Annotated in this window: 27 protein-coding genes; 11 read left to right on the top strand and 16 right to left on the bottom strand. The window is 65.6% G+C overall.

What is annotated here, in order from left to right:
• Window positions 1-121: 121 nt before the first annotated feature.
• The 5 genes from AC5Y30_RS13420 to AC5Y30_RS13400 all read left to right on the top strand — a co-directional run bounded on the left by AC5Y30_RS13420 (window position 122) and on the right by AC5Y30_RS13400 (window position 3,137).
• Window positions 122-736 (top strand): TetR/AcrR family transcriptional regulator, encoded by a 615-nt coding sequence (locus tag AC5Y30_RS13420; protein WP_499918739.1) that lies wholly within the window; start codon window positions 122-124, stop codon window positions 734-736.
• Window positions 733-1,239 carry a hypothetical protein gene (locus tag AC5Y30_RS13415; RefSeq protein ID WP_499918738.1) on the top strand — a complete coding sequence of 169 codons (507 nt, stop codon included), beginning with the start codon at window positions 733-735 and terminating at the stop codon, window positions 1,237-1,239. Before AC5Y30_RS13420 ends, AC5Y30_RS13415 begins: the two co-directional genes overlap by 4 nt.
• Before the next feature lie 126 nt (window positions 1,240-1,365).
• The gene (locus AC5Y30_RS13410) at window positions 1,366-2,637 is read left to right on the top strand and encodes a cytochrome P450 (RefSeq protein WP_499918736.1); all 1,272 of its coding nucleotides are present in this window, start codon (window positions 1,366-1,368) and stop codon (window positions 2,635-2,637) included.
• Window positions 2,634-2,822, top strand: coding sequence for a ferredoxin (locus tag AC5Y30_RS13405; RefSeq protein WP_499918735.1), 189 nt, complete (start codon window positions 2,634-2,636; stop codon window positions 2,820-2,822). The genes AC5Y30_RS13410 and AC5Y30_RS13405 overlap by 4 nt, the downstream gene beginning before the upstream one ends.
• A gap of 30 nt (window positions 2,823-2,852) precedes the next feature.
• On the top strand, window positions 2,853-3,137 hold the full coding sequence (locus tag AC5Y30_RS13400; RefSeq protein WP_499918734.1) for a DUF1330 domain-containing protein: 285 nt from the start codon (window positions 2,853-2,855) through the stop codon (window positions 3,135-3,137).
• 3 nt (window positions 3,138-3,140) lie between these two features.
• Here AC5Y30_RS13400 and AC5Y30_RS13395 read toward each other — a convergent pair whose 3' ends face one another.
• The 6 genes from AC5Y30_RS13395 to AC5Y30_RS13370 form a co-directional block, all read right to left on the bottom strand.
• Window positions 3,141-3,341, bottom strand: a complete 201-nt coding sequence (locus tag AC5Y30_RS13395; protein ID WP_065031025.1) for a ferredoxin — start codon at window positions 3,339-3,341, stop codon at window positions 3,141-3,143.
• A gap of 11 nt (window positions 3,342-3,352) precedes the next feature.
• Window positions 3,353-4,558 (bottom strand): cytochrome P450, encoded by a 1,206-nt coding sequence (locus AC5Y30_RS13390; protein WP_499918732.1) that lies wholly within the window; start codon window positions 4,556-4,558, stop codon window positions 3,353-3,355.
• 130 nt (window positions 4,559-4,688) lie between these two features.
• Window positions 4,689-5,504, bottom strand: coding sequence for an NAD(P)-dependent oxidoreductase (locus AC5Y30_RS13385; protein WP_499918731.1), 816 nt, complete (start codon window positions 5,502-5,504; stop codon window positions 4,689-4,691).
• Window positions 5,504-6,394: an alpha/beta hydrolase gene (locus AC5Y30_RS13380; protein WP_499918729.1), complete on the bottom strand. Its 891-nt coding sequence runs from the start codon at window positions 6,392-6,394 to the stop codon at window positions 5,504-5,506. The genes AC5Y30_RS13385 and AC5Y30_RS13380 overlap by 1 nt, the downstream gene beginning before the upstream one ends.
• The gene (locus AC5Y30_RS13375) at window positions 6,391-8,043 is read right to left on the bottom strand and encodes a thiolase C-terminal domain-containing protein (RefSeq protein WP_499918728.1); all 1,653 of its coding nucleotides are present in this window, start codon (window positions 8,041-8,043) and stop codon (window positions 6,391-6,393) included. The genes AC5Y30_RS13380 and AC5Y30_RS13375 overlap by 4 nt, the downstream gene beginning before the upstream one ends.
• A gap of 136 nt (window positions 8,044-8,179) precedes the next feature.
• A complete protein-coding gene (locus AC5Y30_RS13370; protein ID WP_499918727.1) occupies window positions 8,180-8,503 on the bottom strand; it encodes a hypothetical protein in 324 nt (107 codons plus the stop codon).
• A gap of 176 nt (window positions 8,504-8,679) precedes the next feature.
• Here AC5Y30_RS13370 and AC5Y30_RS13365 point away from each other — a divergent pair, with 176 nt between their 5' ends.
• The 3 genes from AC5Y30_RS13365 to AC5Y30_RS13355 are packed head-to-tail and all read left to right on the top strand — an operon-like array spanning window position 8,680 to window position 11,324.
• A complete protein-coding gene (locus AC5Y30_RS13365; protein ID WP_499918726.1) occupies window positions 8,680-9,603 on the top strand; it encodes an NAD-dependent epimerase/dehydratase family protein in 924 nt (307 codons plus the stop codon).
• An 8-nt stretch (window positions 9,604-9,611) separates the two neighbouring features.
• Window positions 9,612-10,355, top strand: a complete 744-nt coding sequence (locus tag AC5Y30_RS13360; RefSeq protein WP_499919028.1) for a hypothetical protein — start codon at window positions 9,612-9,614, stop codon at window positions 10,353-10,355.
• A gap of 12 nt (window positions 10,356-10,367) precedes the next feature.
• Window positions 10,368-11,324, top strand: coding sequence for an LLM class F420-dependent oxidoreductase (locus AC5Y30_RS13355; RefSeq protein ID WP_499918725.1), 957 nt, complete (start codon window positions 10,368-10,370; stop codon window positions 11,322-11,324).
• A gap of 15 nt (window positions 11,325-11,339) precedes the next feature.
• Here AC5Y30_RS13355 and AC5Y30_RS13350 read toward each other — a convergent pair whose 3' ends face one another.
• From AC5Y30_RS13350 to AC5Y30_RS13340, 3 genes are read right to left on the bottom strand one after another with little or no spacing between them, the layout of a single operon-like run.
• The gene (locus AC5Y30_RS13350) at window positions 11,340-12,515 is read right to left on the bottom strand and encodes an acyl-CoA dehydrogenase family protein (protein WP_499918724.1); all 1,176 of its coding nucleotides are present in this window, start codon (window positions 12,513-12,515) and stop codon (window positions 11,340-11,342) included.
• Window positions 12,516-12,536: 21 nt separating this feature from the next.
• The gene (locus AC5Y30_RS13345; protein WP_499918723.1) at window positions 12,537-12,833 is read right to left on the bottom strand and encodes a ferredoxin; all 297 of its coding nucleotides are present in this window, start codon (window positions 12,831-12,833) and stop codon (window positions 12,537-12,539) included.
• Window positions 12,830-14,128 (bottom strand): NADH-ubiquinone oxidoreductase-F iron-sulfur binding region domain-containing protein, encoded by a 1,299-nt coding sequence (locus AC5Y30_RS13340; RefSeq protein WP_499918721.1) that lies wholly within the window; start codon window positions 14,126-14,128, stop codon window positions 12,830-12,832. Before AC5Y30_RS13340 ends, AC5Y30_RS13345 begins: the two co-directional genes overlap by 4 nt.
• Window positions 14,129-14,164: 36 nt before the next feature.
• Here AC5Y30_RS13340 and AC5Y30_RS13335 point away from each other — a divergent pair, with 36 nt between their 5' ends.
• Window positions 14,165-14,638 carry a hypothetical protein gene (locus AC5Y30_RS13335; protein ID WP_499918720.1) on the top strand — a complete coding sequence of 158 codons (474 nt, stop codon included), beginning with the start codon at window positions 14,165-14,167 and terminating at the stop codon, window positions 14,636-14,638.
• Window positions 14,639-14,655: 17 nt separating this feature from the next.
• On the opposite strand, the gene AC5Y30_RS13330 is transcribed toward AC5Y30_RS13335, so the two are convergent.
• From AC5Y30_RS13330 to AC5Y30_RS13300, 7 genes are all read right to left on the bottom strand, one after another.
• Window positions 14,656-15,522 carry an alpha/beta fold hydrolase gene (locus tag AC5Y30_RS13330; protein WP_067133749.1) on the bottom strand — a complete coding sequence of 289 codons (867 nt, stop codon included), beginning with the start codon at window positions 15,520-15,522 and terminating at the stop codon, window positions 14,656-14,658.
• Window positions 15,523-15,537: 15 nt separating this feature from the next.
• Window positions 15,538-15,936, bottom strand: coding sequence for a Rieske (2Fe-2S) protein (locus AC5Y30_RS13325; RefSeq protein WP_064882584.1), 399 nt, complete (start codon window positions 15,934-15,936; stop codon window positions 15,538-15,540).
• Between the two features lies 1 nt (window position 15,937).
• Window positions 15,938-17,083 carry an amidohydrolase family protein gene (locus tag AC5Y30_RS13320; RefSeq protein ID WP_499918718.1) on the bottom strand — a complete coding sequence of 382 codons (1,146 nt, stop codon included), beginning with the start codon at window positions 17,081-17,083 and terminating at the stop codon, window positions 15,938-15,940.
• Between the two features lie 29 nt (window positions 17,084-17,112).
• Complete coding sequence (locus tag AC5Y30_RS13315; RefSeq protein WP_499918715.1) at window positions 17,113-18,204, bottom strand: amidohydrolase family protein; 1,092 nt, start codon at window positions 18,202-18,204, stop codon at window positions 17,113-17,115.
• A 248-nt stretch (window positions 18,205-18,452) separates the two neighbouring features.
• Window positions 18,453-19,346: an NAD(P)-dependent oxidoreductase gene (locus AC5Y30_RS13310; protein ID WP_499918714.1), complete on the bottom strand. Its 894-nt coding sequence runs from the start codon at window positions 19,344-19,346 to the stop codon at window positions 18,453-18,455.
• The gene (locus AC5Y30_RS13305; RefSeq protein WP_499918712.1) at window positions 19,343-19,723 is read right to left on the bottom strand and encodes a carboxymuconolactone decarboxylase family protein; all 381 of its coding nucleotides are present in this window, start codon (window positions 19,721-19,723) and stop codon (window positions 19,343-19,345) included. Before AC5Y30_RS13305 ends, AC5Y30_RS13310 begins: the two co-directional genes overlap by 4 nt.
• A gap of 12 nt (window positions 19,724-19,735) precedes the next feature.
• Window positions 19,736-21,160 carry an aldehyde dehydrogenase family protein gene (locus tag AC5Y30_RS13300; RefSeq protein ID WP_499918711.1) on the bottom strand — a complete coding sequence of 475 codons (1,425 nt, stop codon included), beginning with the start codon at window positions 21,158-21,160 and terminating at the stop codon, window positions 19,736-19,738.
• Between the two features lie 46 nt (window positions 21,161-21,206).
• Here AC5Y30_RS13300 and AC5Y30_RS13295 point away from each other — a divergent pair, with 46 nt between their 5' ends.
• Entirely contained in the window at window positions 21,207-21,851 is a 645-nt protein-coding gene (locus AC5Y30_RS13295; protein WP_499919027.1) for a TetR/AcrR family transcriptional regulator, read from the top strand.
• 7 nt (window positions 21,852-21,858) lie between these two features.
• Entirely contained in the window at window positions 21,859-22,602 is a 744-nt protein-coding gene (locus tag AC5Y30_RS13290) for an alpha/beta fold hydrolase (protein WP_499918710.1), read from the top strand.
• Window positions 22,603-22,644: the final 42 nt, after the last annotated feature.

The following is a 22,644-nucleotide window of genomic DNA, read 5'->3' as shown; positions in this document are numbered from 1 at the left end:
GCCAGCCGCATCCACAAAATCTTGCTCTGCGTGACCCTTGTCACAGCGGCCAAACTAACCTACTGTGTGTTCACTAGGTTGGTTTCCCGACGTCGATACAACGTGGCTTGAGGGGGTCCCGGTGCCCGTCGCACGGCGATACGACACGCTGCTCGCCAAGGGCGAGGACCGCAAACAGCGGATTCTCGACGTCGCGCAACGCCTGCTCACCCGCAACGGCTGGCGCAGCACGACACTCGCCCAGATCGCCGGCGAGGCCGGGGTCACCCCCGCCGGGTTGCTGCATCACTTCGAATCGAAGGAGCAGCTGCTGCACGCGGTGCTCGATGCCCGCGACCTGGATGACGACACTCACGCCGACCGGACCGGTGACCTGTTCGACCAGATCGCCGCGGTCGCGGACCGTTTTCACCGCGCACCCGAACTCGTGGGCACGTTCACGGTGCTGCTGGTCGAGAACATCCTTCCCGACGCCCCGTTGCACGACCGCATGCTCGCCAGGCACCGGGCCGCGACCGACATCGTCGCCGACCTCATCCGTCGCGGTCAGGCCGACGGCCGGTACCGCAAAGACATAGACCCCGCCGTCAAGGCAGTAGAAATCCTCGCCTTCGTCCACGGAATGGAAACCACATGGTTACTCGATCCTTCGATCCCGCTAGCCGAGGCGTTCAAGCAGTACGCCGAGACACTGGCGCGGGATTTCGCACCTCCGAAGAAGCCCGAGGCGATATGAGATACCGGCTCGACGTCGTCGCCGCCACCGTCATAGACGTGGTGAGGTTCGCCGGCGGCTGGATCTTCGACAGGTCGATGGCGGGTTGGGACGTCACCGTGCTGGTCGCCGACCACCCCGACGACCGGCCGTTGCAGATCATCGGGGCCCAGGTGCTCGACCTGGAAGACGCGCTGGCGACGGTGCGATCGCGTCCCCGCCCGCAGGCCCTGGCGGCGGCGGCGGACCTGTTCGGCTGCGACGCACGGGTGCGCCAAGGCGTGCTGCAGGCCCTGGATCACGGCGTCACCGAGGTCACGCTGTGGGGAGAAAACTGGCCATCCGAACTAGACGACAGCGTCGGGCTGGTGCAACACCAACTGAGCATGGCCGCGCAGACGTTCAAGGCCCAAGCCCTGGCGGCGGCGTCGGTGCCGCACGCCTCAGTCGGTCACGTGGAGACCTTCCGGAGCGGGCTGCTCGCTTGGCCGTCGGTTGCCGCAGACCTGGTCCCCGCCAGCTAACCGGGGTTACGTCGCGGCCTGACGTTCGTGCCGGGGTCCGTCGTTGACGACCACCAGCCTGTGTGAAAATGTAATACTCATCTGCGAGAGGCACGTTCTCACTAGCCGAGATTCAAGGAGCGGGAGATGGCGAACAAATTCTCCGAGTTGGACTTCTTCCGCGGCAGCGAGCTGATCCAGAACCCGTACCCCTATTACGAGGCGCTGCGGGAGCGGTGCCCCGTGACACGCGAGAGCCATCACGACGTCACCATGATCACCGGTTGGGACGAGGCGTGCGCGGTGCTCAACGACGCCGAGACCTGGTCCTCGTGCATCTCGGTGACCGGCCCGTTCCCCGGCTTTCCGGTGCCGATCGAGGGTGACGACATCACCGAGCTGATCGAGGAGCATCGCGACGAGCTGCCGTTCAGCGACCAACTGCCCACGCTCGACCCGCCTACGCACACCAACCACCGCTCCCTGATGATGCGGCTGATCACTCCCAAGCGCCTCAAGGAGAACGAGGACGCCATGTGGGCGCTCGCCGACCAGGCGCTCGACGACTTCCTGGCGCCGGGGCGCGGCGAGTGGATCAAGGGCTTCGCGGGCCCGTTCACGCTGCTGGTCATCGCCGACCTGCTCGGAGTGCCGATCGAGGATCGCGACAAGTTCGTCAAAGGCATCGCCGAGCACGCAGGCGGGGGCGTCGGTGGCACCAAGGGATCCCTGGCCCACAGTCCGCTGGAGTTCCTCTACGGCCTGTTCTCCGACTATGTGCGTGATCGCCGCAATGCGCCGCGCGACGACGTGCTCACCGGCCTGGCGACCGCCACGTATCCCGACGGCTCCACCCCGGAGGTCGAGGACGTGGCCCGCGTTGCCAGCAACGTCTTCTCGGCGGGTCAGGAGACCACGGTCCGGCTGCTCGGCGCCGCGCTGCAGACCATCGGGGAACGGCCCGACATCCAGGCACAGCTGCGCAAGGACCGCAGCCTGATTCCGAACTTCATCGAAGAGTCGCTTCGTTACGAGAGCCCCGTCAAGGGCGACTTCCGGATGAACCGCCGGCCGGTCAACGTCGGCGGGGTCGACCTGCCCGCGGGCAGCACCGTGATGATCCTGCAGGCGGCGGCCAACCGGGATCCGCGCCGGTTCGAAGAACCCGCCATCTTCGATCCGGCCCGCAAGAATGCGCGCCAACACATCTCGTTCGGGCGAGGCATCCACAGCTGCCCCGGCGCGCCCCTGGCCCGGGCCGAGACCCGGGTGGCGATCGAGCGGTTGCTCGACCGCACGACGGACATCAGGATCGACGAGAGCGTTCACGGGCCGGCGAACGACCGCAGCTACCAATATGTTCCGACCTATATCCTGCGCGGCCTGACCGAACTACACCTGGAGTTCACGCTGGCATGAAGGTATGGGTAGACGACCAGAAGTGTCGCGGCCATGGAATGTGTCTCACACTGTGCCCCGACGTGTTCAGCCTGACCGACGACGGTTACGCCGAGGCCATAGATTCCGATGTCCCAACGGAATTGGAGTCCGCCGCTGTCGAGGCGATCCAATGCTGTCCCGAGCAGGCGATCAGCGAGAAATGACCAAAGTTACGGACGAGTAAGGAGATTCGAGTGGCCAAAGGGTATGTCATCCTCACCGAGGCCATCAAGGACCCGGAAGGCATGAAGGCCTACGCCCAAGCCGCCGGTTCGGCGATGAGCGGTGCCACCATCCTTGCGGTGGACACCGCACCCAAGGTCATCGAAGGCGACTGGCACGGCGACCAGACCGTCGTGCTGGAATTCGAGTCGGTCGATGCGGCTCGGGCATGGTACGAGTCCGAGGGCTACCAGGAAGCCGCGAAACTGCGGCAGGCCGCCGCCGACTGCAATGCGGTCATCCTCTCCGGATTCTGATCGCTACTCCCCGACGATGGAGATCGCCTGCCGGGGGCATTGACGGACGGCCTCGCGCACGTCCGCCTCGTTCTCCGGGGTGACCTCTTCCTGGTGGACGGTCAGCATGTCGTCGTCGCCGAGTTCGAAGATCTCCGGGTTGATGCCCATGCACACACCGTTGCTCTCGCAGAGTCCCCAATCGACTTCGATCTTCTTCGTCATTGTGGCCTCCTTTAACGAAGTACCTTGACGGGCACGTTCTTCCAGCCCGCCACGTTTTGCATATTCACCCGTTTGCACCCCGCCCAGTCCACTTCGTATCGGGGCATGAAGTCGAGCAGGTGTTCCAGCGCGACCCTGCTCTCCATGCGGGCCAGCGCCGCGCCGAGGCAACTGTGAATCCCGTATCCGAGCCCGAGATGCTGCGCCTCGGTCTGGTCACGCTCGATATCGAATGTGTCTGCCTCGGTGAAGGCCTCCGGGTCGCGGTTCGCCGCGGCGCCGCAAAGGAACACCGGTTTGCCCGCCGGAATCACGCCACCGCTGACGTGGGCCTCTTTCAGCGTGTAACGGACGTTGTACTGCACCGGACCCGCGTAGCGCAGCAGCTCCTCCACCGCGCCCGGGATCTTGTCGCGATCGTCCTGCAGCTTCTGCCATTGCTCGGGATGACGGGCGAAGAGCACCGCCGCGTTGCCGAGCAGCTTCGTCACCGTCTCGGCGCCGGCACCACCCAATAGCGTTGCGAAGCCGGTGATCTCGATGTCGTCCAGTTTGCGGGGCTGTCCGTCCTCACCGGGGATCTCGGCCGCGATCAGCCTGCTGATCATGTCGTCCTGCGGCTCCGCGCGCCTTTCCTGGATCAGACCGAAGTAGTACATCGCCGTGTCGATGTTCGCCTGAATGCCGGCCTCGCTGACCTCGATCTGCCCGGGCTCGTGATGCAGGCTGGTGTCGATCCACAGGCGCACCTGCTGGCGGTATTCCTCCGGCACCCCCGCCATCCGGGTAATGACCTCCACCGGGAACGGTCCGGAGAAGTCCTGCACGACGTCGAAGTTGTCGGGATTGGCGGCGCCCAGATACTTCTCGATGACTTCGACGACCGTCTCGCGCTGCGACTGGATGGCCCGCGGGGTGAACGCCTTATTGAGCAAGCTGCGCATGTGGCGGTGCTCCGGGGGATCCATGAAGATGATCGACTTCTGCTCGGGCGAGATGCCCTTGCGCACCATCGCAAGGTCGCAGCCGCGCGCCGAGGAATACGTCTCGAAGTCCTTGAACGCGGCCGACACGTCTTCGTGGCGGGTCAGCGCGTAGAAGTCCTCTTTCTCGTCGTAGTACAGGGGAGCATCCTCACGCATCCGTCGGTAGATTTCGAACGGATCGTTGAAGTACTCCTCCGAGAACGGATCGAAGACGACCTTCGGTTTTGTCACTGAATCCTCCTCAGCGGCGAGGGCGGGCTGAAACCTTTACAGCGGAGTCCGGGACTGTAACGCTAACGGTAATACCTTCGTGACGAACCGGAAAGACCAAAACGCTGGCATTTCGCACCCTGTTGAGCTCTCATCGTGGGTGGTCCATCATGGTCAGCGCCGCATCGGCCGCATCGAGCACGGCGCCGCCGTTTGCTCCGGCCCGGTCGGCGAGGTCGACCACCAACCGAACGTCTTTCTGCAGCAGCCCACCCGCGACACCGGCCAGCCGATCCAGCCCACCGATCCCACCCAGGGCATTCAGCGCGAAGCTGCTGCCACTGCTGCGCGACACCACCTCGGCGAGACGGTCCGGTTCGACGCCCAGCTCCTTGGCCAATGACAGGGCGGTGGCGGCGGTGGCCAGGTGGGCGGTGAACAGCAAGTTGTTGAGCAGTTTCGTGGTCTGTCCGGAACCCAGCTCACCGAGGTGCACGACCGGATCGGCATAGGTTTCGAAGACCGGGCGGCAGCGCTCGACGACGTCGGTGTCGCCGCCGACCATCACCAGCAGGCGGCCCTCGGCCGCCGCCCCTCCTCCGCCGCTCACCGGCGCGTCGATGACGGATACGCCCAGCGGGGCGGCCTTGGTCGCAAGTTCTCGGCAGGTGTTCGGGTGCACCGTGCTGTGCACGGCGATGACGCCGCCCGGTTTCATCGCCGACAGCAATCCGTTCTCGCCGCAGGCGAGTTCGTCGATGTCGGCGTCGCCGATTACGCAGAGGCAGACCAGGTCGCTGGCTGCGGCGAGTTCGCCCGGAGATCCGGCGATCTTGGCTGTGGTGTCGGCGAACGCCTCGAGGGCTTCCGGCCTGCGCGCCCACAACGTGGTGGGGTAGCCGCCTTCGGCGATCCGGCGCGCCATGGGGCCGCCCTGACTGCCCAACCCGATGAACCCGACGCGCATCAGCCGGCCTCCAGATCGGATTGCGTGTCCGTTGAACCCTCGGCCACGCAGTCCTGCACGAATGCAAGAACTTTCGAATGGTAGGCGGGGGCGGCGTGGCTGAGGCTGATGTTGTGCCCCGCGTCCGGTTGCCGATGCACGACGAACCTCGGGACCCCGGCGAACAGGGTGCCGATCTCGGCGACCGCCGCATCGTCGGTCTGCCAGACCTTTTCGTGTTCGGCGATGCTGAAATGCACCGGGACGCGCACTGCGGGCGCGAGCTCCGGAAACGTCTTTCGCGCCCAGTCCGACACCATCTGGTCCTCGTAAGCGGGGGCCGAAGGCGAAACCGTGGCGCCGCCGAGCACCTCAGGAGGATAGAGTTCCTCTGGGCTCCACAGCAATTCGCGCATGCCCGACGGGCGGTGTTCGCGGGTAGCCGTTTTCAGTATCTCCTTGGCCGCGGGGTGGTAGTGCCGGCCCGTGCCCGCGAGCTCGATGCCGAGCAGGTCGGCACCCCGCGCGTCGGCGGCCATCCGTACGGTCAGCTCGCAGCCGCCCGAATGCCCCCACACGAATACGCCTGCGCCACGCGGTCGTTCGTCGAGGATGCGATTGACAGCACCGTAAGAAAGGTTGACGCGCTGCTCGCCCGACACCATCGCGTCGGGATACGGTGCCGAGCTGCCATAGCCGGGCCGGTCGAGGGCCACCACGGTGAATCCTGCTGCGGCGCCGGCCCGTAACAGCGAATACGACGGGTGACCGGGGCAGTCGAAATACATCGCGGTGGTGCCGCCGCCGTGGATCGCCACGATCACGGCCTTGGGATCTTCGGCCTCAGCGACCAACGCCGACATCGGCACCCCGTCGACGATGACGAGCCGGGGGCGGGGGGCGGCGCTCATGTGTCGGCCCGTAGCAGGATCACGCCGCTGGGGGTCAGTCCGCCGCTGCTGACCACACCGACGCGGGCATCGGTGACTTGGCGGTCACCGGCCTCGCCGCGCAGCTGGGTCACGGCCTCGTGCAACAGGCCCATGCCGTGGGTGCGGCCATGCGAAAGCTGACCGCCGTGCGTGTTGAGCGGCAGCTGTCCGTCGCGCGCGATGTTCTTGCCGCCGTCCAGGAATTCCTTGGCCTCACCGATCCCGCAGAAGCCCAGCGCCTCGATCCAGGAAAGGCAGTTCATGGTGAACCCGTCGTACAGCTCGGCGACGTCGACGTCTGCCGGCCGCAGCGAGGTGCGCGTCCACACATGCGCCGCCTGGCCCAGCACCTGTGGCTCGTGCGTCAAAGTGCTTTGATCCCAGTCGATTCGCTCGATGATCTGCGTCCCCACGGCCTCCACCAGCACCGGTGGCTTGGCCAGGTCGCGGGCGGCGTCGACGGCCGAGACGATGACGGCGATGGCGCCATCGCAGGGCACGTCACAATCGTAGAGACCGAACGGCGTGGTGATGGGCCGCGCGTTGAGATAGTCGTCCATCGTCATCGGCGACCGGTAGATGGCCGTCGGGTTGAGTTCGGCGTTGGCGCGCTGGTTCAGCGCGATCCAGCCCAGCGTTTCTTTCGTGGTGCCGTACCGGTGAAAGTGCCGCTGCGCGTTCATCGCCAGGGTGTGCGCCGCGGACGTGGCGCCAAACGGCATCTGCCAGCCCGACATTCGGCCCATCGACGGGGCGATCTTGCCCTGCTTCATCAGCTCGCCATGGGTGGCTTCCCACACCGTCCGGAAGCACAGCACGTGCCGCGCCAGCCCCCCCGCGACCGCAAGCATCGCGGCGATCAAAGAGCCACCCGGGCCGAACGTTTCCATCGCGCCGTTATGCCATGTCGGCCGGATGCCCAACGCGGCCTCAAGGGCAGTGGTGCCCCCCTCGCCCATCCCCGCCACGTTGATTGCGCCGGGGTAGGTGGACAGGCCGTCGATGTCGGCATAGGTCAGGCCCGCGTCGGCGATCGCCGCCTCGCACGCCTGCACCGTCAGCGCCAGTGGCGGCTGCATGAGCCGGCGCCCGATCGGCGACATGCCGATACCCGTCAGCGCGACCTTGTCTTCGAACTTCTCGGTGGTGAGCATCGGCCGGACGTACTCGCCGAAGCGTTCCGGTGCGATCTCGTCGACCGGCAGGGGAGCGGGCTCGACGCCGGGGATGGGCCGAAACAGTGGGAACCAGACGTCCTCGACCTGTTCGAAGGTGACCTCGACCTGCTGTCCGAGTTCGAGGTCGTCGAATTCGCAGTCGACGATGTTGGTGGTCAGTCGCACCCGGGGGTCCTCGGCGATCGCCACCTGCGCGATCACGTAGGGCGCGAGGAGCCCGGGCAGGCTGAATCGCTCGTTGATGGTGAAGCCGGCGAGGGTCGCCCTGCCGGAGACCTCCCGAATTCCGATGTCCAGTGACCGGCAATACCGGCACACCGGCGCCGGCGGATGGATCAGCGATTGGCACGCCTGGCATTCCTGCAGCCGGAGCTTGCCGTCGGCGCCCGAGGTCCAGAAGAATTCGTTGTCCTGCGTGATCAGGGGCAGAGGACGTCCGGGTTCTGGCACGTCACCTCCGGGAGTCGGACGGCGGGCGGTAGCCCCATTATACGAATCGGAGAATCACGTTATCACTGCCGAGAGGCATGATCTAGATGGCGTTGGCGGCGATCGTGCCGCCTATCAGGCGAGGAGCGGCTTGCCGTCAGTACGGCACCCAGGTGCCGGTGAAATAGGTACCCCATTGGTGAAAGCCGGCATTCCACATCGGTTCGTTCGGTAACCACCATGGCCGTGGCGGTGGGGGCGGCGGCACGTCCTGCGCGGCAAACGGCGGTGCATATGCAGGTGGGGCCGCATACCACGCCGGTGGGCCCGCCATCGGCTTGCATTCCCACGTCGCCACGTTGAACGACATGTTGGGATCGCACTCCGCCGAGCTGATTGCCGGCGTCGCGATCACCGCGGCCGCCATCGGCACGAAGGCAACAGCGACGACAACTGTCAGACGACCCAAAAACCACCTCATGGTGGGCCTCCCTTGGCGCCATCCCCACGCTGGCTGGTCACAGCTTATTCCGTCGGTACCGCCACGGCCAGATTCAAAGCGAAGCAGCAGCGAGCCGCTCTGGCCTGTGGCATTTACTTGCGGCCGAAGGTTATGCTCCAGACGCGATATCAAGTACTTAACATTCGGAGGGCTGATTGCTCGACGCAGAGAAGATCCTGATCACCGGCGCGACCGGCAAGATCGCGTTCCCCATCGCGCGTGCCCTGGCGGCGGCGGGAAACGAGGTATGGGGCGCCGCGCGCCTGAAAGACCCCGCGGCCCGGCAGAAACTCGCGGACGCCGGGATCCAACCCGTGGCGCTGGACGTCGGCGACGGGGACTTCTCCTCTCTCCCAGACGATTTCACCTACGTATTCCACGCGGCCGTAGACCCCGGCGTGGACGACTGGAACCGCTGCGTGGAAACGAACGCACAGGCGTCCGGCGACTTGCTGTACCACTGCCGCGCCGCACAGGGTTTCGTCTTCTGCTCTACCGGCTCGATCTACGCTTACCAGGGCCACCGACCGCTGACCGAGACCGATCCACCGGGGGCGCCGTTGCGGGCGAACTACAGCTTCTCCAAGGTTGCCGCCGAGGCGGTGTGCACCTGGATCGCCAAGCACTACCGGATTCCGCTGACGATCATCCGCATTTGTTCGACGTATGGCCCCCAAGGCGGTGCACCCGCCGATCGTCTCGATGCGATGTTGGCGGGCAAGCCCATTCGGTTGCATCCGGACAAGCCGAACAACTACAACCCCATCTATGAAGACGACTATGTGGAACTCGGCATCCGTGCGATGGAGGTCGCCGCGGTGCCGCCCGTGGTGGTGAACTGGGCCGGTAGCGAGACGGTCAGCGTCGAGGAGTATTGCGCCTTCATGGGTGAGTTGGTCGGTGTCGAGCCGATCTTCGAGTACACAGATCAGGCGCACACGCCGCTGTGGCCCGACGTCACCCGCATGCACGACGTCCTCGGGCGCACCAAGGTGCCGTGGCGAGAGGGGTTCCGGCGCATGGTCGCGGCACGACATCCCGAAATTCCTCGGCCCCAGCACGATCCGGCGAGAGCGTGACGACGGCTATGCACCTTCCCGGCACGCCGTCCGATGAGGTCACCGAGATCCTTGCCACCGGCAGTGGCGAGATCACTACCCTGTTCGTCTCCATGGCGACCCGGCACCCCGACGGCAAGGACGCGGAGTACCTACGCTGGCACACCCTGGACCACCGCCCCGAGCAGCACCGGTTGGCCGCTGTGCGCGCCTCACTGCGCCTGGTGTCCACGCCGGCCTGCCGCTCCGCCCGGGCGATCATCGACGGGCCCTTGGACGCCGTCGACCACATGATGACCTACTTCTTCACCGACCCGGCCGGGCTGCAGGATTTCAACGAGCTGTCAACGGCATTGGGCAATGCCGACCGTAAGCTCCCGCTGCTGCCACCGGTGGAGCGCGGCGTCTATGGCGTGCAACGGAAAGCGGCCGCGCCGCGCGTCAAGGTCGGGTCGGACGTGCTGCCCTGGCTGCCCGTCCGGGGCGCCTTCGTGTTGGTCGAGCGAGGATCGGCATCGCCGAACCCGCTGTTGGAGGTCGACGGAGTCGCGGGTGTCTGGTCCGCAGTATCGTTTCGGGTCGACGCCGGCTTGGCCAGTGCGCAAGAGAATCAGACCATCACATACTGCTTCCTCGATGACGATCCGATCGCCACCGCGAAACGGCTGCACCCGGCGCTCAAGACCCGGTGGGCCGAGTCGGACATCGAACCTTTTTTCGCCGCACCCTTTTTCGCGGTCGTTCCGTACGAGTGGGACCGGTATGTGCCCTAGAAAAGGGGTCGTGTGCGCATCGGCCTGATGGTTGGTTCTGATAAGGAGCGCTCGCGCGCCGATCGGCTAGCGGGACTGGTCGATGATGGTGTCGCCGCCGAAACCGACGGTTTCACCGCGTTTTGGATGCCCCAGGTCCCCGGCTACCTCGACGCGATGACCGCCGTGGCCCTGATCGGACAGGCCACCGATCGTATCGAGATCGGAACGGCCGTCGTGCCGATCCAGACTCGCCATCCGATGATCATGGCGCAACAAGCGTTGACCACCCAGGCCGTGTGTGACGGGCGGTTCACGCTTGGCATCGGACCCTCGCATCATTGGATCGTCAACTCTCAATTGGGATTGCCCTATGATCGCCCGGCCAGCTTGATGGGTGACTACCTCGAGGTGCTCAGCTCGGCCTTCGCCGGGCCCGGGAGCGTCGATGTCGACAACGAAAGCTTCTGCGTCCATTCACCGGTCGATGTCACCGACGGGTTCGAGATGCCGGTCTTATTGTCAGCGCTCGGTCCGACGATGCTGCAGCTCGCCGGGGAGCGTTCCGGCGGAACCGTTCTGTGGATGGCGGACGAGCGGGCAATCGCAGACCACGTCGTTCCGCGCATCACCGCGGCGGCTGACCGGGCCGGGCGGCCCGCGCCACGGATCGTCGCCGGGGTGCCCGTCGCACTCTGCTCGAACGCCGAGACCGACGGTGCTCGCGGCTACGCCAGCGAGGTGCTCGGGCACGCCGACTTCTCGCCGAACTACGTGCGGCTGCTGCAGCACGGCGACGCCGCAGACGTCGGCGACACGATGGCGGCCGGCGACGAGGCGGCCGTCTTGGATCGGCTGAACCGGTATCGCGACGCGGGCGTCACCGACCTCGCGGTGCGAATCGTGCCGCTGGGCAAGGACATCAGCGAGCGGACCAAATCGCGGCGTCGTACTCAGGAGTTCCTGTCGTCCCTGTGTCCAAGTATCTGAGCGGCCCGCTGAAGATCAGCGCGACGGCAATCCGAGGACGCGCTGGGCGATGATGTTGCGCTGAATCTCCGAGGTGCCGCCCGCGATGGTGCCCGCGTAGCTGCTGATGTAGCGCGCGAACCAGCCGGCGGTGAAAAGGTCGGGGGCGTAAGGGTTGTACGGAGCCGTGAGCATTTTGTCGCGTAAACCGTCGGCCCCCGCCGCGTCCAGTGCGTGCCGGAGTGCGCTCTGCTCGGCCTCCGAACCGAAGACCTTCAGCACGGACAGCGCCGCCACGTCTACCTCACCCCGGGCCGCGCGCCCCAGCGCAGCCGAACCGAGCAGCCGCAGCGCGTAATAGTCCATCACGATAGTGGCGTAGTGGTCCGCGTTCACCGCGTCCGCCGGCCGGTAGTTCTCGAGCAGCTGTTCGAGCCGGTTCGCGAAGGCCATCCACATCAGGGTGCGCTCGTGGCCGAGGGAGCCGTTGGCCACCTGCCACCCACCGTTGAGCGGGCCGACCAGGTTGTCCGTGGGGACCCGGACGTCGTTGAAGAAGACCTCGTTGAAGTCCAACTCGTCACGGTCATAGACCGGCGGGAAGGGCCGACGCACCACCCCCGGAGTGTCGGTCGGGATGAGCAGCGCGCTGATTCCCTTGTGCCTGGGGGCCTTTGGGTCCGTGCGAACGAAGGTCAGGATGACGTCGGCGTCATGAGCGCCAGACGTCCACACCTTCTGCCCGTTGACCACGAAGTCATCGCCGATCAACTCCGCCTTGGTTCGCAGCCCGGCCAGGTCGGAGCCGGCTCCGGGTTCGCTCATTCCCAGCGACGCGGTCATTTCGGCTCGCAGGATGGGAACGGCCCAGCGCCGCTTCTGTTCCTCGGTGCCGAAGGACAACAGCGACGCCGCGATGATGCCGACGCCTTGCGGATTGAAGCAGTGATAGATCCGGCGGCGCGACAACTCCTCGCGATGTACGAACTGCTTCAGGATGTTTGCGTTGCGGCCGCCGAATTCCGGCGGGTTGCCCGGCAGTAGCCACCCGTGGTCGAACTGGAGCCGCTGCCAGCGACGCGACCACTCGGGCATGTGCGAGGTCGACGAGGGCCGCTCCCCGGCCTGGGCTTGGCTCGGCAGATGTTCGGTCAGGAACCTCACGAACTCCGCGCGAAACGCTTCCACGTCGGTGTCAAAGGTGAGTCGCACCGAGCTACCTTCCCGGTCGCCTCAGCGTGTGAATCCCCACTCCGCCTCGTTCTCTTCGGTTTTCAGGTGTTCGGCCGGATCCTCGGTGTCGGCGAGCGGGGGCTGAGAAGCGCGGTTGGTGCGCTGACCGATCTCGGTGATGGCGTGCACGGGGCAGTCGAGCAGAGCCCGCATGACCGCGTCGCGATCCGGCTCCGCCACCGTGCCGTCCCCGATGAGCGATGCGTATCCCCAATCGTCCAGCGAGAAGTATCCCGGCGCGTGCTTGGCGCAGATACCGAAGCCGTCGCAAATGGTGCGGTCCAGACGGATTTTCATGCTTGCCTCACTGGTTCCGCCTCGTAGGGGCGGTCCGCGCGGAACGCGCCGTCTGCGCAGTCAGGGCACCTGCCGTCGAGATGCACACCGACTTCGTCCGGGAACTGGTCGAGCAGGCTGGCGGCAACGTTGGTCGCGGCATCCAGCGTCGCGCACGCGCCGCGTCCACGCAGCAGCACCGACCAACGGCGCAACCGTTGGACGTCTTCTGTCGTCGCAGCGCCGTCGCGCAGCGCCCCGGCGGCCGCGGCCATCGCCGCCGTCCCGTTGAAACAAGAGCCGCACTGCCCGGCGTTTTCGCGGTCGAAGTACGCGAGCACCGATGCCGCCACCGCGACGGGACAGTCGTCGGTGATCACCGAGATCGCGCCACAGCCAAGGCCGCTACCGACACGCCGCATCGTCTCGTGGTCCAGGGTCGTCTCCAACACAGAACGGTTGAGCAGACCGGCGAAGTAGCCGCCCATCAACGCCCCGCGTACGTCGCCGGGCGAAACGCCGTGCAAGCCAAGTAAATCGGTGAACGCCAGTCCATGGGGAAGCTCGTAGAGGACCGGCGGCTTACCGCCTCCGGTGATGGTGGCCAGGAAGGTCCCCGGCGACAGCGTCGTGCCTTGCGACCGAAAATCAGCCGAGCCGTGGCTTTGCAGATAGGGCAGGTTCGCCAAAGTCTCGATGTTGCTCACCAACGTGGGCCGGTCGTCGACTCCCGCCTCGAAGGGCCGCGGTGGTTTGTCCGTTGGCTTGGCGGGGCCGCCGTTGATGGCCCGGACCGCGGCGGTCTCCTCGCCGGCCACGTATCCCGGTTGCACGGTGAGCATGTCGATCGTGACGCCGAGCGTCTCGGCGCCCAACTCGTTCAACGCGGCTTCGACGCTGTGTGCCGATTCCGGGTCGGAGACGTAGATGCAGGCGCGGTCAGCGGTCACCATCGTCGCGGCGAGCCGCAGCCCGTCCAGGACCAGGTGCGGGCGATTCCGTAGCAACCAGCGGTCCTTGATCGAAGCCGGTTCTCCCTCTTCGCCGTTCGCGACGACGACGGGGACACCCATCAAGCGTCCGTTGTCGCGTACCGCCCGCAGCTTCACCGCCAGCGGAAACGCCGCACCCCCGCGCCCGACCAGTCCGCTCGATTCGACCTCGCTTAGCAATTCATCGGCATCGGCGAGTGGACGGTAGCCGCCGAGCTTTCGATAGGCCGCCAGGTCTTCCCGACCGGTCTGCTCGATCAGCAGCCGCGGCGTGCACCCGGGTGCGCTGGCGGTGGTGATGTTGGTGGTTTCAGTGGTGTTCACAGCTGGCCTGCCATCGTCTTGGTTAGGCTTGCGCACATGCGAACTGCCGTGGTGCGTGTCAACGTCGACCCGGACACCGTTCTCGCGCCTGCGCAACTACGTGACGGCATGGCGGCTCTCCTCGAGGCTGCGGCCGAGGCCGGCGTCGGAGTGGTCGACAACGACCTCGCGTCCCTGCCGGCGAGTCGTCGCGAGGTTGAACTGCTCATCGAGGCCGAAGATGGCGAGACGGCCAGGAGCACCGCTATCGAGTTGTGCGCCAAGGTGTTCGGCGCCGGGCCGGTCCCGGGTGTGATCACCTTTGTCAGCCGGGGCACTGACGACGACGCGCACGGGGTGCTGTCCGCGTTCGGGTTGACCGGTGACATCGAGCGCACGCCCGGCGATGACGGGTTCGACATCGTCCACGTCACGCTGCGAGAGTCCGACCTCGAACGGATTCCGGAAAGCCGTGTGCACACGGCGCTGGAGGCGTCGCTCAATTGTGAGGTCCACATCCGCACCAGGTAATGCACCGTTTCGCCCCATTACGAGCCCAGGAATTCGAGAATCGCGGGCGCCGCCTGCACCCAGGTGTCGAACATGTTGAAATGCTGCACCCGGCCGGCCGCGCGGTCTTCGGACGCGCGTTCCCAGGCGTCCTCGGGCCAGGGCGGATCGATCAGCTTCGATCCCTTGATCAGGCAACTGACTTCCAGGGAAGTCCGCTTCGGGTGGTCCATGTCGTTCTCGCCCCCGCGGATGATCAACGTGGGGACCTTGATTCGGTCGAACATCTCGTCCTCGACGCCCGGAATCGTCTGTCCCGGCTTAGAAACGAAGGCGTTGAGCCAGCGCAGCATGAGCTTGAGAAACTCATCCTTGTCGAAGTCGAGGAACCGCTGCTTGTTATTAGGGTTCTCCTCGATGCGCTCGCGCCATTCGGCCACCTTCACCACGCCGTCCATGCCGGTGCCACGCACCGCGAGGATGCTGGGGATGATGTAGAAGGAACCGAGCACGAAGGTGCCGTAGGTGCCGCCGACAATGTTCCACACCACGAGCTTGGTGACCATCTCGGGGTAAAGCATCGTGGTCAGCATGGAATCCCTTGCGCCGCCGGACCCTCCGGCCAGAATGCAGCGCTCGAAGCCCAGGCCGGTCACCAGCTTGTGCAGCGTCTCGGCGCGCATGTGCGACTCGCTTTGCCCGTAGAACTGCACATCGGACGCGCCGCAGTTCGGCCGGTCCCACAGCAGCACTCGATATCCGCCGGCAGCCAGGGCGTCGGCCAGCGGACGCAGGCCGGGGATCTCCTTGCTGAACCTTCCGCCCGGCGTCAGGGCAATGAGATCGCCAGAGTCACCGAGGATTTCGTAGACGACATTTCCCCCGTTGATCTCGATAGCAGGCACCCGATTCTCCTGTAGCTAGGCCTGAACCAAAACATCGTTGCCGACGACGCGCACCGGATAGGTACGGATACTCCATTCGGGCTTGACCGCGGTGGTGCCGGTCGCCAGCTCGAAACCCCATTGGTGCCAGGGACAGTAGATGTACTCCAGGTCGCGCACCATGACGGAGTCGCCCGGCGCGGTCTCGTCGACGATCGTGCGCCCGCGGGCTCGTCCCGAACACAGCGGGCCGCCTTGATGGGGGCAGTAGTTCGCGATGGCGTAGAACGTGCCGTTGACGTTATAGACGCCGACGCCGTGTCGCCCGATCGGAACCAGTTTGTGTGTGCCCGGAGGGATTTCGTCTACGGTTGCGACGACATGCTCGCGGCCCTGGGCGAGTCTTGGCTCGGGCCGCTTGGTTTCTTCCGTCAACTCAGAGCACCCGGGTCTGACCCTCGAGCACCGGAACGGTCTCGGGTAGGTGATAGGTGGCGATGCCGTTCTTGTACATGACCGCGTCGCGGGCGTATTTGGGCAGGTGTTTGACCAACCAGCGCGGGTCGTCGAACGTCCAGTGCGGGTAGTCCGAGGAGAAGAGCAGAATCTTCTCGCACTCCATCCATTCCAGTGCGCGGGTCAGTTGGGTCTTGTCTTCCGGGTAGTCCAGCGGCTGGGTGGTGAACTTGATGTGGTCCTTGACGTACTCGGACGGCTTGCGCTTGATGTCGAGCCACGACTTGCGCGCGTCATAGATCGCGTCCATCCGCCACATCAGCGGCAGTATCCAGCTGAACGCATGCTCGACGAACACGATTCGCAGCGTCGGGAATCGGTCGAAGACTCCGTCGAAAATCAGGCTCATCACCTGGTTGGCCGCCAGCAGGGAGTAGGTCACCATGAAGTCGTGGTTGTAGCTGGGGAAGCCCACCGGCGGGATCGGCAGCTCATCGAACTGGCTGCGCGACAGGTGGCAGCTCACGGTGATGTCGTGCTTGGTGGCGGCCGCCCAGATCGGGTCGTACTTCGGATGGCCCCAGGACGGCCGCGGCTCGGCCTTGATCAAAATCTGCGCCATAAAGGGGTGTCCGGCCCAGCGCTCGATCTCACGCACCGACTCTTCCGGCTCTTCGATGGCGATGCAGATCGAACCGCGCCACCGCTCGTGCCAGTTGTTGTGGCTGTCCAGCCAGTGATTGGCCTGCCAGTCGTTCAACGCGGCCGACATCGCGTGCTGCGCCTCGGTAAGGCGCGCCGGATATGCCGCCGGTTCCAGGATCGCGATATCGGAGCCGGCCTCCATGATCAGCTGCCGGAACGCCAAATCCGGGTCGCTGCAGGGAAACTCACCGTTGGCCGGGAACGAGTCAACGCGCATCGCGTAGGAGTGCGCATAGTCCGGCGCGTCGTAGTAGATCTGCTCGCCAACGGAGCGAGTGAGGAAGTATTTGCTGCGCCACGGCTCGGGGATGTAGGGGAGCAACTCTCCGCGCTTGGGGGCGGGATGAACATCCGAGTCGACGCAGCGGACGGCTATGCGCTCGGTAGCGGGAACCCGCTCCTGCGAATGGGTCAGCGTCATCTGGTTCTCCTCAGTCTTTCGCGATATTTCTACTGTGCGCCCACCCCGGCGGGAATGTCTATGCCGTAGAGCTGCGCCGCGTTGCGCCAGCACAGCTTCTCGCGCTGCTCGGCGGACAACGCGCTGGGCAGCTTGCTCACGTCGCCGCATTGCCAGTGCGGATAGCTCGAGCCGAACATCACCATGTCGTCCTTGCCGGTGAAGCCGAACCATTCACCGGCGAATTCGACGTCGCCGGGCCCATCGAGGCTGCCTTGAACGAAATACACGTGACCGGGCAGGTAGTCGCTGGGAATCCGCGGGGCCCATGGAGTTTGCTCCAGGTGCGGCCGGCCGAAGGTGTCCATGCGCCAGATGAACGGCGTGATGAAATCGGCGGCGCCATCGCCCCACACGAACTTGAGGCCGTCGAACCGCTCGAATACACCCTCGGCGATCATGTTCATCTGGTGATACAGGTAGTTCAACGCCATGAAACTGACGTACTGCTCGTAGGTCCGGGTGTTCCCGTTCGGCGTCGGCGGAAACGCGATGCCCGACCCGACCTCGATGTGCGCAGCGACGGGAAGCCCGGCATCGACGGCGGCCTCCCAAATGGGCCAGAACTGCGGTTTTCCGTAGAGCTCGCGGGATTGCAGCGGCACGCCGATCTGAACCACCCGAGGATGGGCGCGCCATCTCTCGATCTCGCGTAGCGCGCCGGGGATGTCATCGGGGTTGACCCGGATGGTGCCGCGGAACCGTTCGCCGAACTGGCCGGACTCCAGCCAGTTCGACACCATCATCTCGTTGTGGGCGGCATGCAGCGCGCTGCCCAGGTGCCGGTCCGGCATGATGCCGCGCGCCATCGGATGCAGCACCGCCACATCGACCCCGCGCTTCGAAAACAGTTCATCGGCAACGAAATCCGGATCCGATCCGGGGTACTGTCCGTCGGGACCCTCGGTGTTGGGTGCGTACTCGCCGCCGGGTGCGCCGTACCAGTCCATCTCGTAATCGGGAAAGCCGCGGCTCTTGAACGGCTCGCGCAGGGTCTTCCGGAGCGCTTTGTTGGACGGGAAGAAGATGTGCACGCTCGCATCGATCAGCGGTGTGCTGCTTCCGTCAGCGTGTGTGATCACCAGGGCCACCCTTCGGCTACGGCGGCCAAAGCCGGCCGTGCGAGGTCATATGATAGCCAATCTAACATTTTCTGCGGCTGTCCATCAATGGGTTTCCGGTAAGCATTTCGTTTAATCATCGCCCCAGGTAGAGGACGTTTTGCGGTCTATTGGGCAAGTCGGGTTCTTGTTTCCGGATAATACCATTCTCCGCTTGGGGACACCCGCGATGCGGATTGCTCGCCACGACGGGGGATCACCTCGGCGGGCTACTCCGACGTGCCGCCCACCGTGACGCCGGCCGCCCGCTCGAACGGCTTGATCACCGTCGTGAAATCCGAGGCGGGCCCTTCATCGTCGGCGAGCGCCTCCCACAGCCGGCCGATCGTCTCGGCGACTTCGGCGGGGACGCCCAGTGCTCTCGCTTCGTCGAGGTAAAGGCGCACGTCTTTGAGCATCAGCCCGGTCGCGAAGCCGTAGTCGAAAGTGCGCGGCAGGATCGCCCGGGGGAACTTGTCGCGGCTTGCACTCGTCGCACCCGATCCGGCGTTGAGCACCTCGATCATCACGCCGGGGTCGAGTCCGGCCTTGACGCCCATCACGACGACTTCAGCGGTCGCGGTCAAAACGTTTGCCGCAAGAATGTTGTTCGCCAGCTTCATCGTCTGCGCCGACCCGGGCTTCTCGCCGACATACACCGGCCGGCCCAGGATTTCGAGTGTGGTTCGCACGGCGTCGAATTCGCCGCGTGGGCCGGACACCATGAGCGCCAGGGTCCCTTTCTCGGCGCCGCTGACGCCGCCGCTGACCGGACTGTCCATCGCCACGATGTTGCGCCGCGCGAGCAGGCCATGGATCTGCACCGCCATTTGGCTTCCGACAGTGGACAAATCGACGTAGCGCTGCACCCGCGCGCCCTCGATCACGCCGGCCGGACCGGTTGCCACCTCGAGCGACGCTCCCGGGGTGGGAAGGCTGGCCAGCACCGTTTCCGCGTGGTCGGCGACCTCCTGGGGTGACGACGCCGGGCGGGCGCCCAGCGCGACGACGCGCTCGAGGGCCTCACCACGCGCGTCGAAGGCGACGACGTCGTGCTTGTCCCGAATCAGGCGGCCAGCCATGGGAAAGCCCATGTTTCCAAGCCCGATGAACCCGAGTGTCATGACTCGTTCAGCTCGGCGAACGCCTCGCGCGCGATGCGAAAGCTGTCGACGGCCGCGGGTACGCCGGCGTAGATGGCCACCTGCAAAAAGATCTCGCGAATTTCCTCGCGGGTTACACCGTTGGTCAGCGCCGCCTTGACGTGCATCCGCAATTCGTTGGGCCGGTTGAGGACCGCGATCATCGCCAGGTTGAGCATGCTGCGGGTTTTACGTGGCAGTTCCTCACGGCCCCACACCGCGCCCCAGCAGTACTCGGTGACGAGATCCTGCAGGGGCCGGGTGAAGTCATCCGCGTCGGCCATTGCGCGGTTGACGTATTCTTCGCCCAACACCTCGGAACGGATGTGGAGTCCGCGCTGATAGGTTTCGCGATCCAATGTTTTCCTCCTTCAAAGGCGAACGACCACGGTCTTGGTGGCGCTGAATGTGTCGAGGGCTTCGTACCCCTTCTCGCGGCCATAGCCGGACTTCTGGAAGCCGCCGAACGGCAATTCCACTCCGCCGCCGGCGCCGTAGGTGTTCACGTAGACCTGGCCCGCGCGGATCTGTGCCGCCAGCCGATGCCCGCGCGAGAGGTCGGCGGTCCACACCGCGCCCAGCAAGCCGTATTGGGTGCCGTTGGCCAGCTCGATCGCCTCCTCTTCGGTGGCGAACCGGTTGACCGTCAGCACGGGGCCGAAGATCTCCTCCTGGGCGATCGTCGATGCGGGATCGGCGCCGTCGATGATCGTGGGCGAGAAGTAAGCGCCGTCCGCCAGTCGCGCGTCGTCCGGAGGGCCACCGCCGCAGAGGATTTCGCCTTTCACGTTGTCGGCGAGCATGGTTTGCACCCGGTGCTGCTGCTTTCGGGAGATCAGCGGTCCGAGGTCGTGGTCCTCGATCCCGGGCCCAACCGTGACCGACGACAGATGCTGTTGGACCGTGCCCACCACGGCGTCATGAATCCCGTCGTGCACCAGCAGGCGCGAGCCGGCCGAGCAGGTTTGCCCGGCATTCTGCAGGATCGCCTTCGCGATCGAGTCCGCGGCGCGAGCCAGATCCGCGTCGGGGAAGACGATTTGTGCGGACTTGCCGCCTAGCTCGAGCGTCGTGGGGATCACGCGGTCGGCGGCGGCATGAGCAACTATCGATCCAATCTGGGTCGATCCGACAAAGCCGAGGTGGTCGACACCGGGATGCGCGGCCAGCGCCGCGCCGGCCTCGGCGCCGATGCCGGTCACCACATTGAACACCCCCGGCGGCAAGCCGGCCCGCACCGCTAGCGCGGCGAGTTCCACTGCCGTTCTGGGTGTTTCGTCGGCGGGCTTGACCACGGCGCAGTTGCCCACCGCGATGGCGGGAGCGACCGCACGGGCGAGCAGTTGCATCGGATAGTTCCACGCGATGATGTGACCGGTCACGCCGAACGGCTCGCGCCGGGTGTACACGTGCAGATCCGTTGAGAGCGGGATGGTTTGGCCGTAGTAGGAGTCGACGGCGTGGCCGTAGAAGCGGAAGTAGCGTGCAGCGACGCCGGCATCGGCGCGTGCCTGGCGCAGCGGTTTTCCGGTGTCCTCACTCTCCAATCGGGCTAACCGCTCACGGTTCTCATCGATGAGATCGGCGATTCGGGTCAACAGTGTTGCTCGCGCCTCCGGCGAGGTGTCCGGCCAACTCTTCGATGCGGCTCGCGCCGCCCGGACGGCGCGATCCACTTCAGCACTGCCGCCGCGCGCCACCGGGCCGAGAGATCTTCCGGTTGCCGGATCGATGTTGTCGTAGACGTCCGCAGAGGGCACCGATTCGCCGTTGATGAATGACTGCGTGCTGGTCACGGTGGCCCTGACCTCTTTCGTCGCGCCGACGGATATCTACACGTTAATGTATATTTCCGTGGTCACGACAACCCGGCGTGGGCGACCAACGCACGCCGAAGCCAAGAAGCTGCAACAAAAGCTGCGCAAGGCGGCCGTCGCGACGTTCGTCAAGCACGGCTACGACGGCACCAGCATGGACGCTATCGCCAAGGCGGCCGGCATCACCCGGCGCACTCTCTACGCCCGCTATCCGGACAAGCGTGCGGTCTTCCTGGACGTCATCCCCTGGGCCCTCACTCGCAGAACGGAACGCGAAGCCGCCGAGGAACTCGATGGCGGTGATCTGCGGGCCGCCCTCGTCGCGATCGGGCGCGCGGGTCTCGCGCGGGCGATCGATCCCGACATCGTCCGCCTGAAGCAGATCGCGATGAACGAGTCGGCACGGTTTCCCGAATTCGCGGTCAGCGCGCATTCCATGACCTGGTCCCCGCGTCATCGGCAGGTGATGGACCTGCTTCGTCACCACCAGGAGGCCGGGGTCATCCAGGTGGACGATCTAGAACTGGCCGCGGGCCACTTCATCGCGCTCGTCGAGCATTTGCCCGCGCGGCTGGCGGACTGCGGCATCTACCGCGACGCCGAAGAGGACGAGCGCCACCTACAACACGCCGTCGACCTGTTTTTACGCGGCATACTGCGCCGGGGCTGAATTCGCGATGGCATGGCCGGGGCTGGTACTGGTGCACGGCGGAGCGCATGCCGCCGATTGCTGGGATCTCACAGTGGCCGAATTGTCCCGGCAGACACCGCAATTGCCGGTCCTCGCGGTCGATCTACCCGGCCGCGGCGGCCGGCCGGCGGATCTGACGGCCGTCACAACCGCCGACTGGGTGAACTCCGCGATCGCCGATATCGAGGACGCCGGCCTCGGTGATGTTGTGGTCGTGGGGCATTCGATGGCTGGGCTGACGGTACCGGGCATCGTGGCGAAGCTCGGGGCCGCGCGAGTGCGGGAAATGATTCTGCTGGCGGCTTTCGTGCCGCCGCAGGGTTCGTCTGTGGTGCAAGCACTGCGCGGGCCCCTGGCCCCGTTGGCGCGGTCGGCGGGCCGGCTGCACAGGTCGTTTCCCATGCCCAGAGCGCTGGCGCGTTACGCCTTCTGCAACGGCATGACGCGCGAGCAACGCGTGCTGACCCTGTCCCGACTCTGCATGGAGTCACCCAATGTCGTTTTCGAACGGGTCGACCGCAGCGAGCTGCCCGGCGAGGTGCCGCGGACCTGGATCATGACGCTGGACGATCGGGCACTGTCGGTGCGCCAGCAGCTCGACGCGATCGAATCCCTCGGCGGGGTCGACACGATGATCTGCGTCGACGCCTGCCATGACGTGATGTTCTCCCGCCCACGATGGCTTGCCACCACGCTGGCCGATCGGTGCCGCTTGTACGCCGGCGGTTAGGTGCCGCGGCGTTTCGTTGAAAATTGTCATTGACATTTGTCA

This window comes from Mycobacterium sp. NGS27 (genome assembly GCF_059813005.1).
Note: the sequence above shows the minus strand (reverse complement) of the source record. Positions and strands in the feature narration are given on the sequence as shown.

Bases quoted from the DNA above. Each gene is read 5' to 3' on its own strand.
- AC5Y30_RS13415 (WP_499918738.1), top strand. From the start codon at position 733: ATGAGATACCGGCTCGACGTCGTCGCCGCCACCGTCATAGACGTGGTG.
- AC5Y30_RS13410 (WP_499918736.1), top strand. From the start codon at position 1,366: ATGGCGAACAAATTCTCCGAGTTGGACTTCTTCCGCGGCAGCGAGCTG.
- AC5Y30_RS13405 (WP_499918735.1), top strand. From the start codon at position 2,634: ATGAAGGTATGGGTAGACGACCAGAAGTGTCGCGGCCATGGAATGTGT.
- AC5Y30_RS13395 (WP_065031025.1), bottom strand. From the start codon at position 3,341: ATGACGAAGAAGATCGAAGTCGATTGGGGACTCTGCGAGAGCAACGGT.
- AC5Y30_RS13385 (WP_499918731.1), bottom strand. From the start codon at position 5,504: ATGCGCGTCGGGTTCATCGGGTTGGGCAGTCAGGGCGGCCCCATGGCG.
- AC5Y30_RS13380 (WP_499918729.1), bottom strand. From the start codon at position 6,394: ATGAGCGCCGCCCCCCGCCCCCGGCTCGTCATCGTCGACGGGGTGCCG.
- AC5Y30_RS13370 (WP_499918727.1), bottom strand. From the start codon at position 8,503: ATGAGGTGGTTTTTGGGTCGTCTGACAGTTGTCGTCGCTGTTGCCTTC.
- AC5Y30_RS13360 (WP_499919028.1), top strand. From the start codon at position 9,612: ATGCACCTTCCCGGCACGCCGTCCGATGAGGTCACCGAGATCCTTGCC.
- AC5Y30_RS13345 (WP_499918723.1), bottom strand. From the start codon at position 12,833: ATGAAAATCCGTCTGGACCGCACCATTTGCGACGGCTTCGGTATCTGC.
- AC5Y30_RS13335 (WP_499918720.1), top strand. From the start codon at position 14,165: ATGCGAACTGCCGTGGTGCGTGTCAACGTCGACCCGGACACCGTTCTC.
- AC5Y30_RS13320 (WP_499918718.1), bottom strand. From the start codon at position 17,083: ATGACGCTGACCCATTCGCAGGAGCGGGTTCCCGCTACCGAGCGCATA.
- AC5Y30_RS13310 (WP_499918714.1), bottom strand. From the start codon at position 19,346: ATGACACTCGGGTTCATCGGGCTTGGAAACATGGGCTTTCCCATGGCT.
- AC5Y30_RS13295 (WP_499919027.1), top strand. From the start codon at position 21,207: ATGTATATTTCCGTGGTCACGACAACCCGGCGTGGGCGACCAACGCAC.
- AC5Y30_RS13290 (WP_499918710.1), top strand. From the start codon at position 21,859: ATGGCATGGCCGGGGCTGGTACTGGTGCACGGCGGAGCGCATGCCGCC.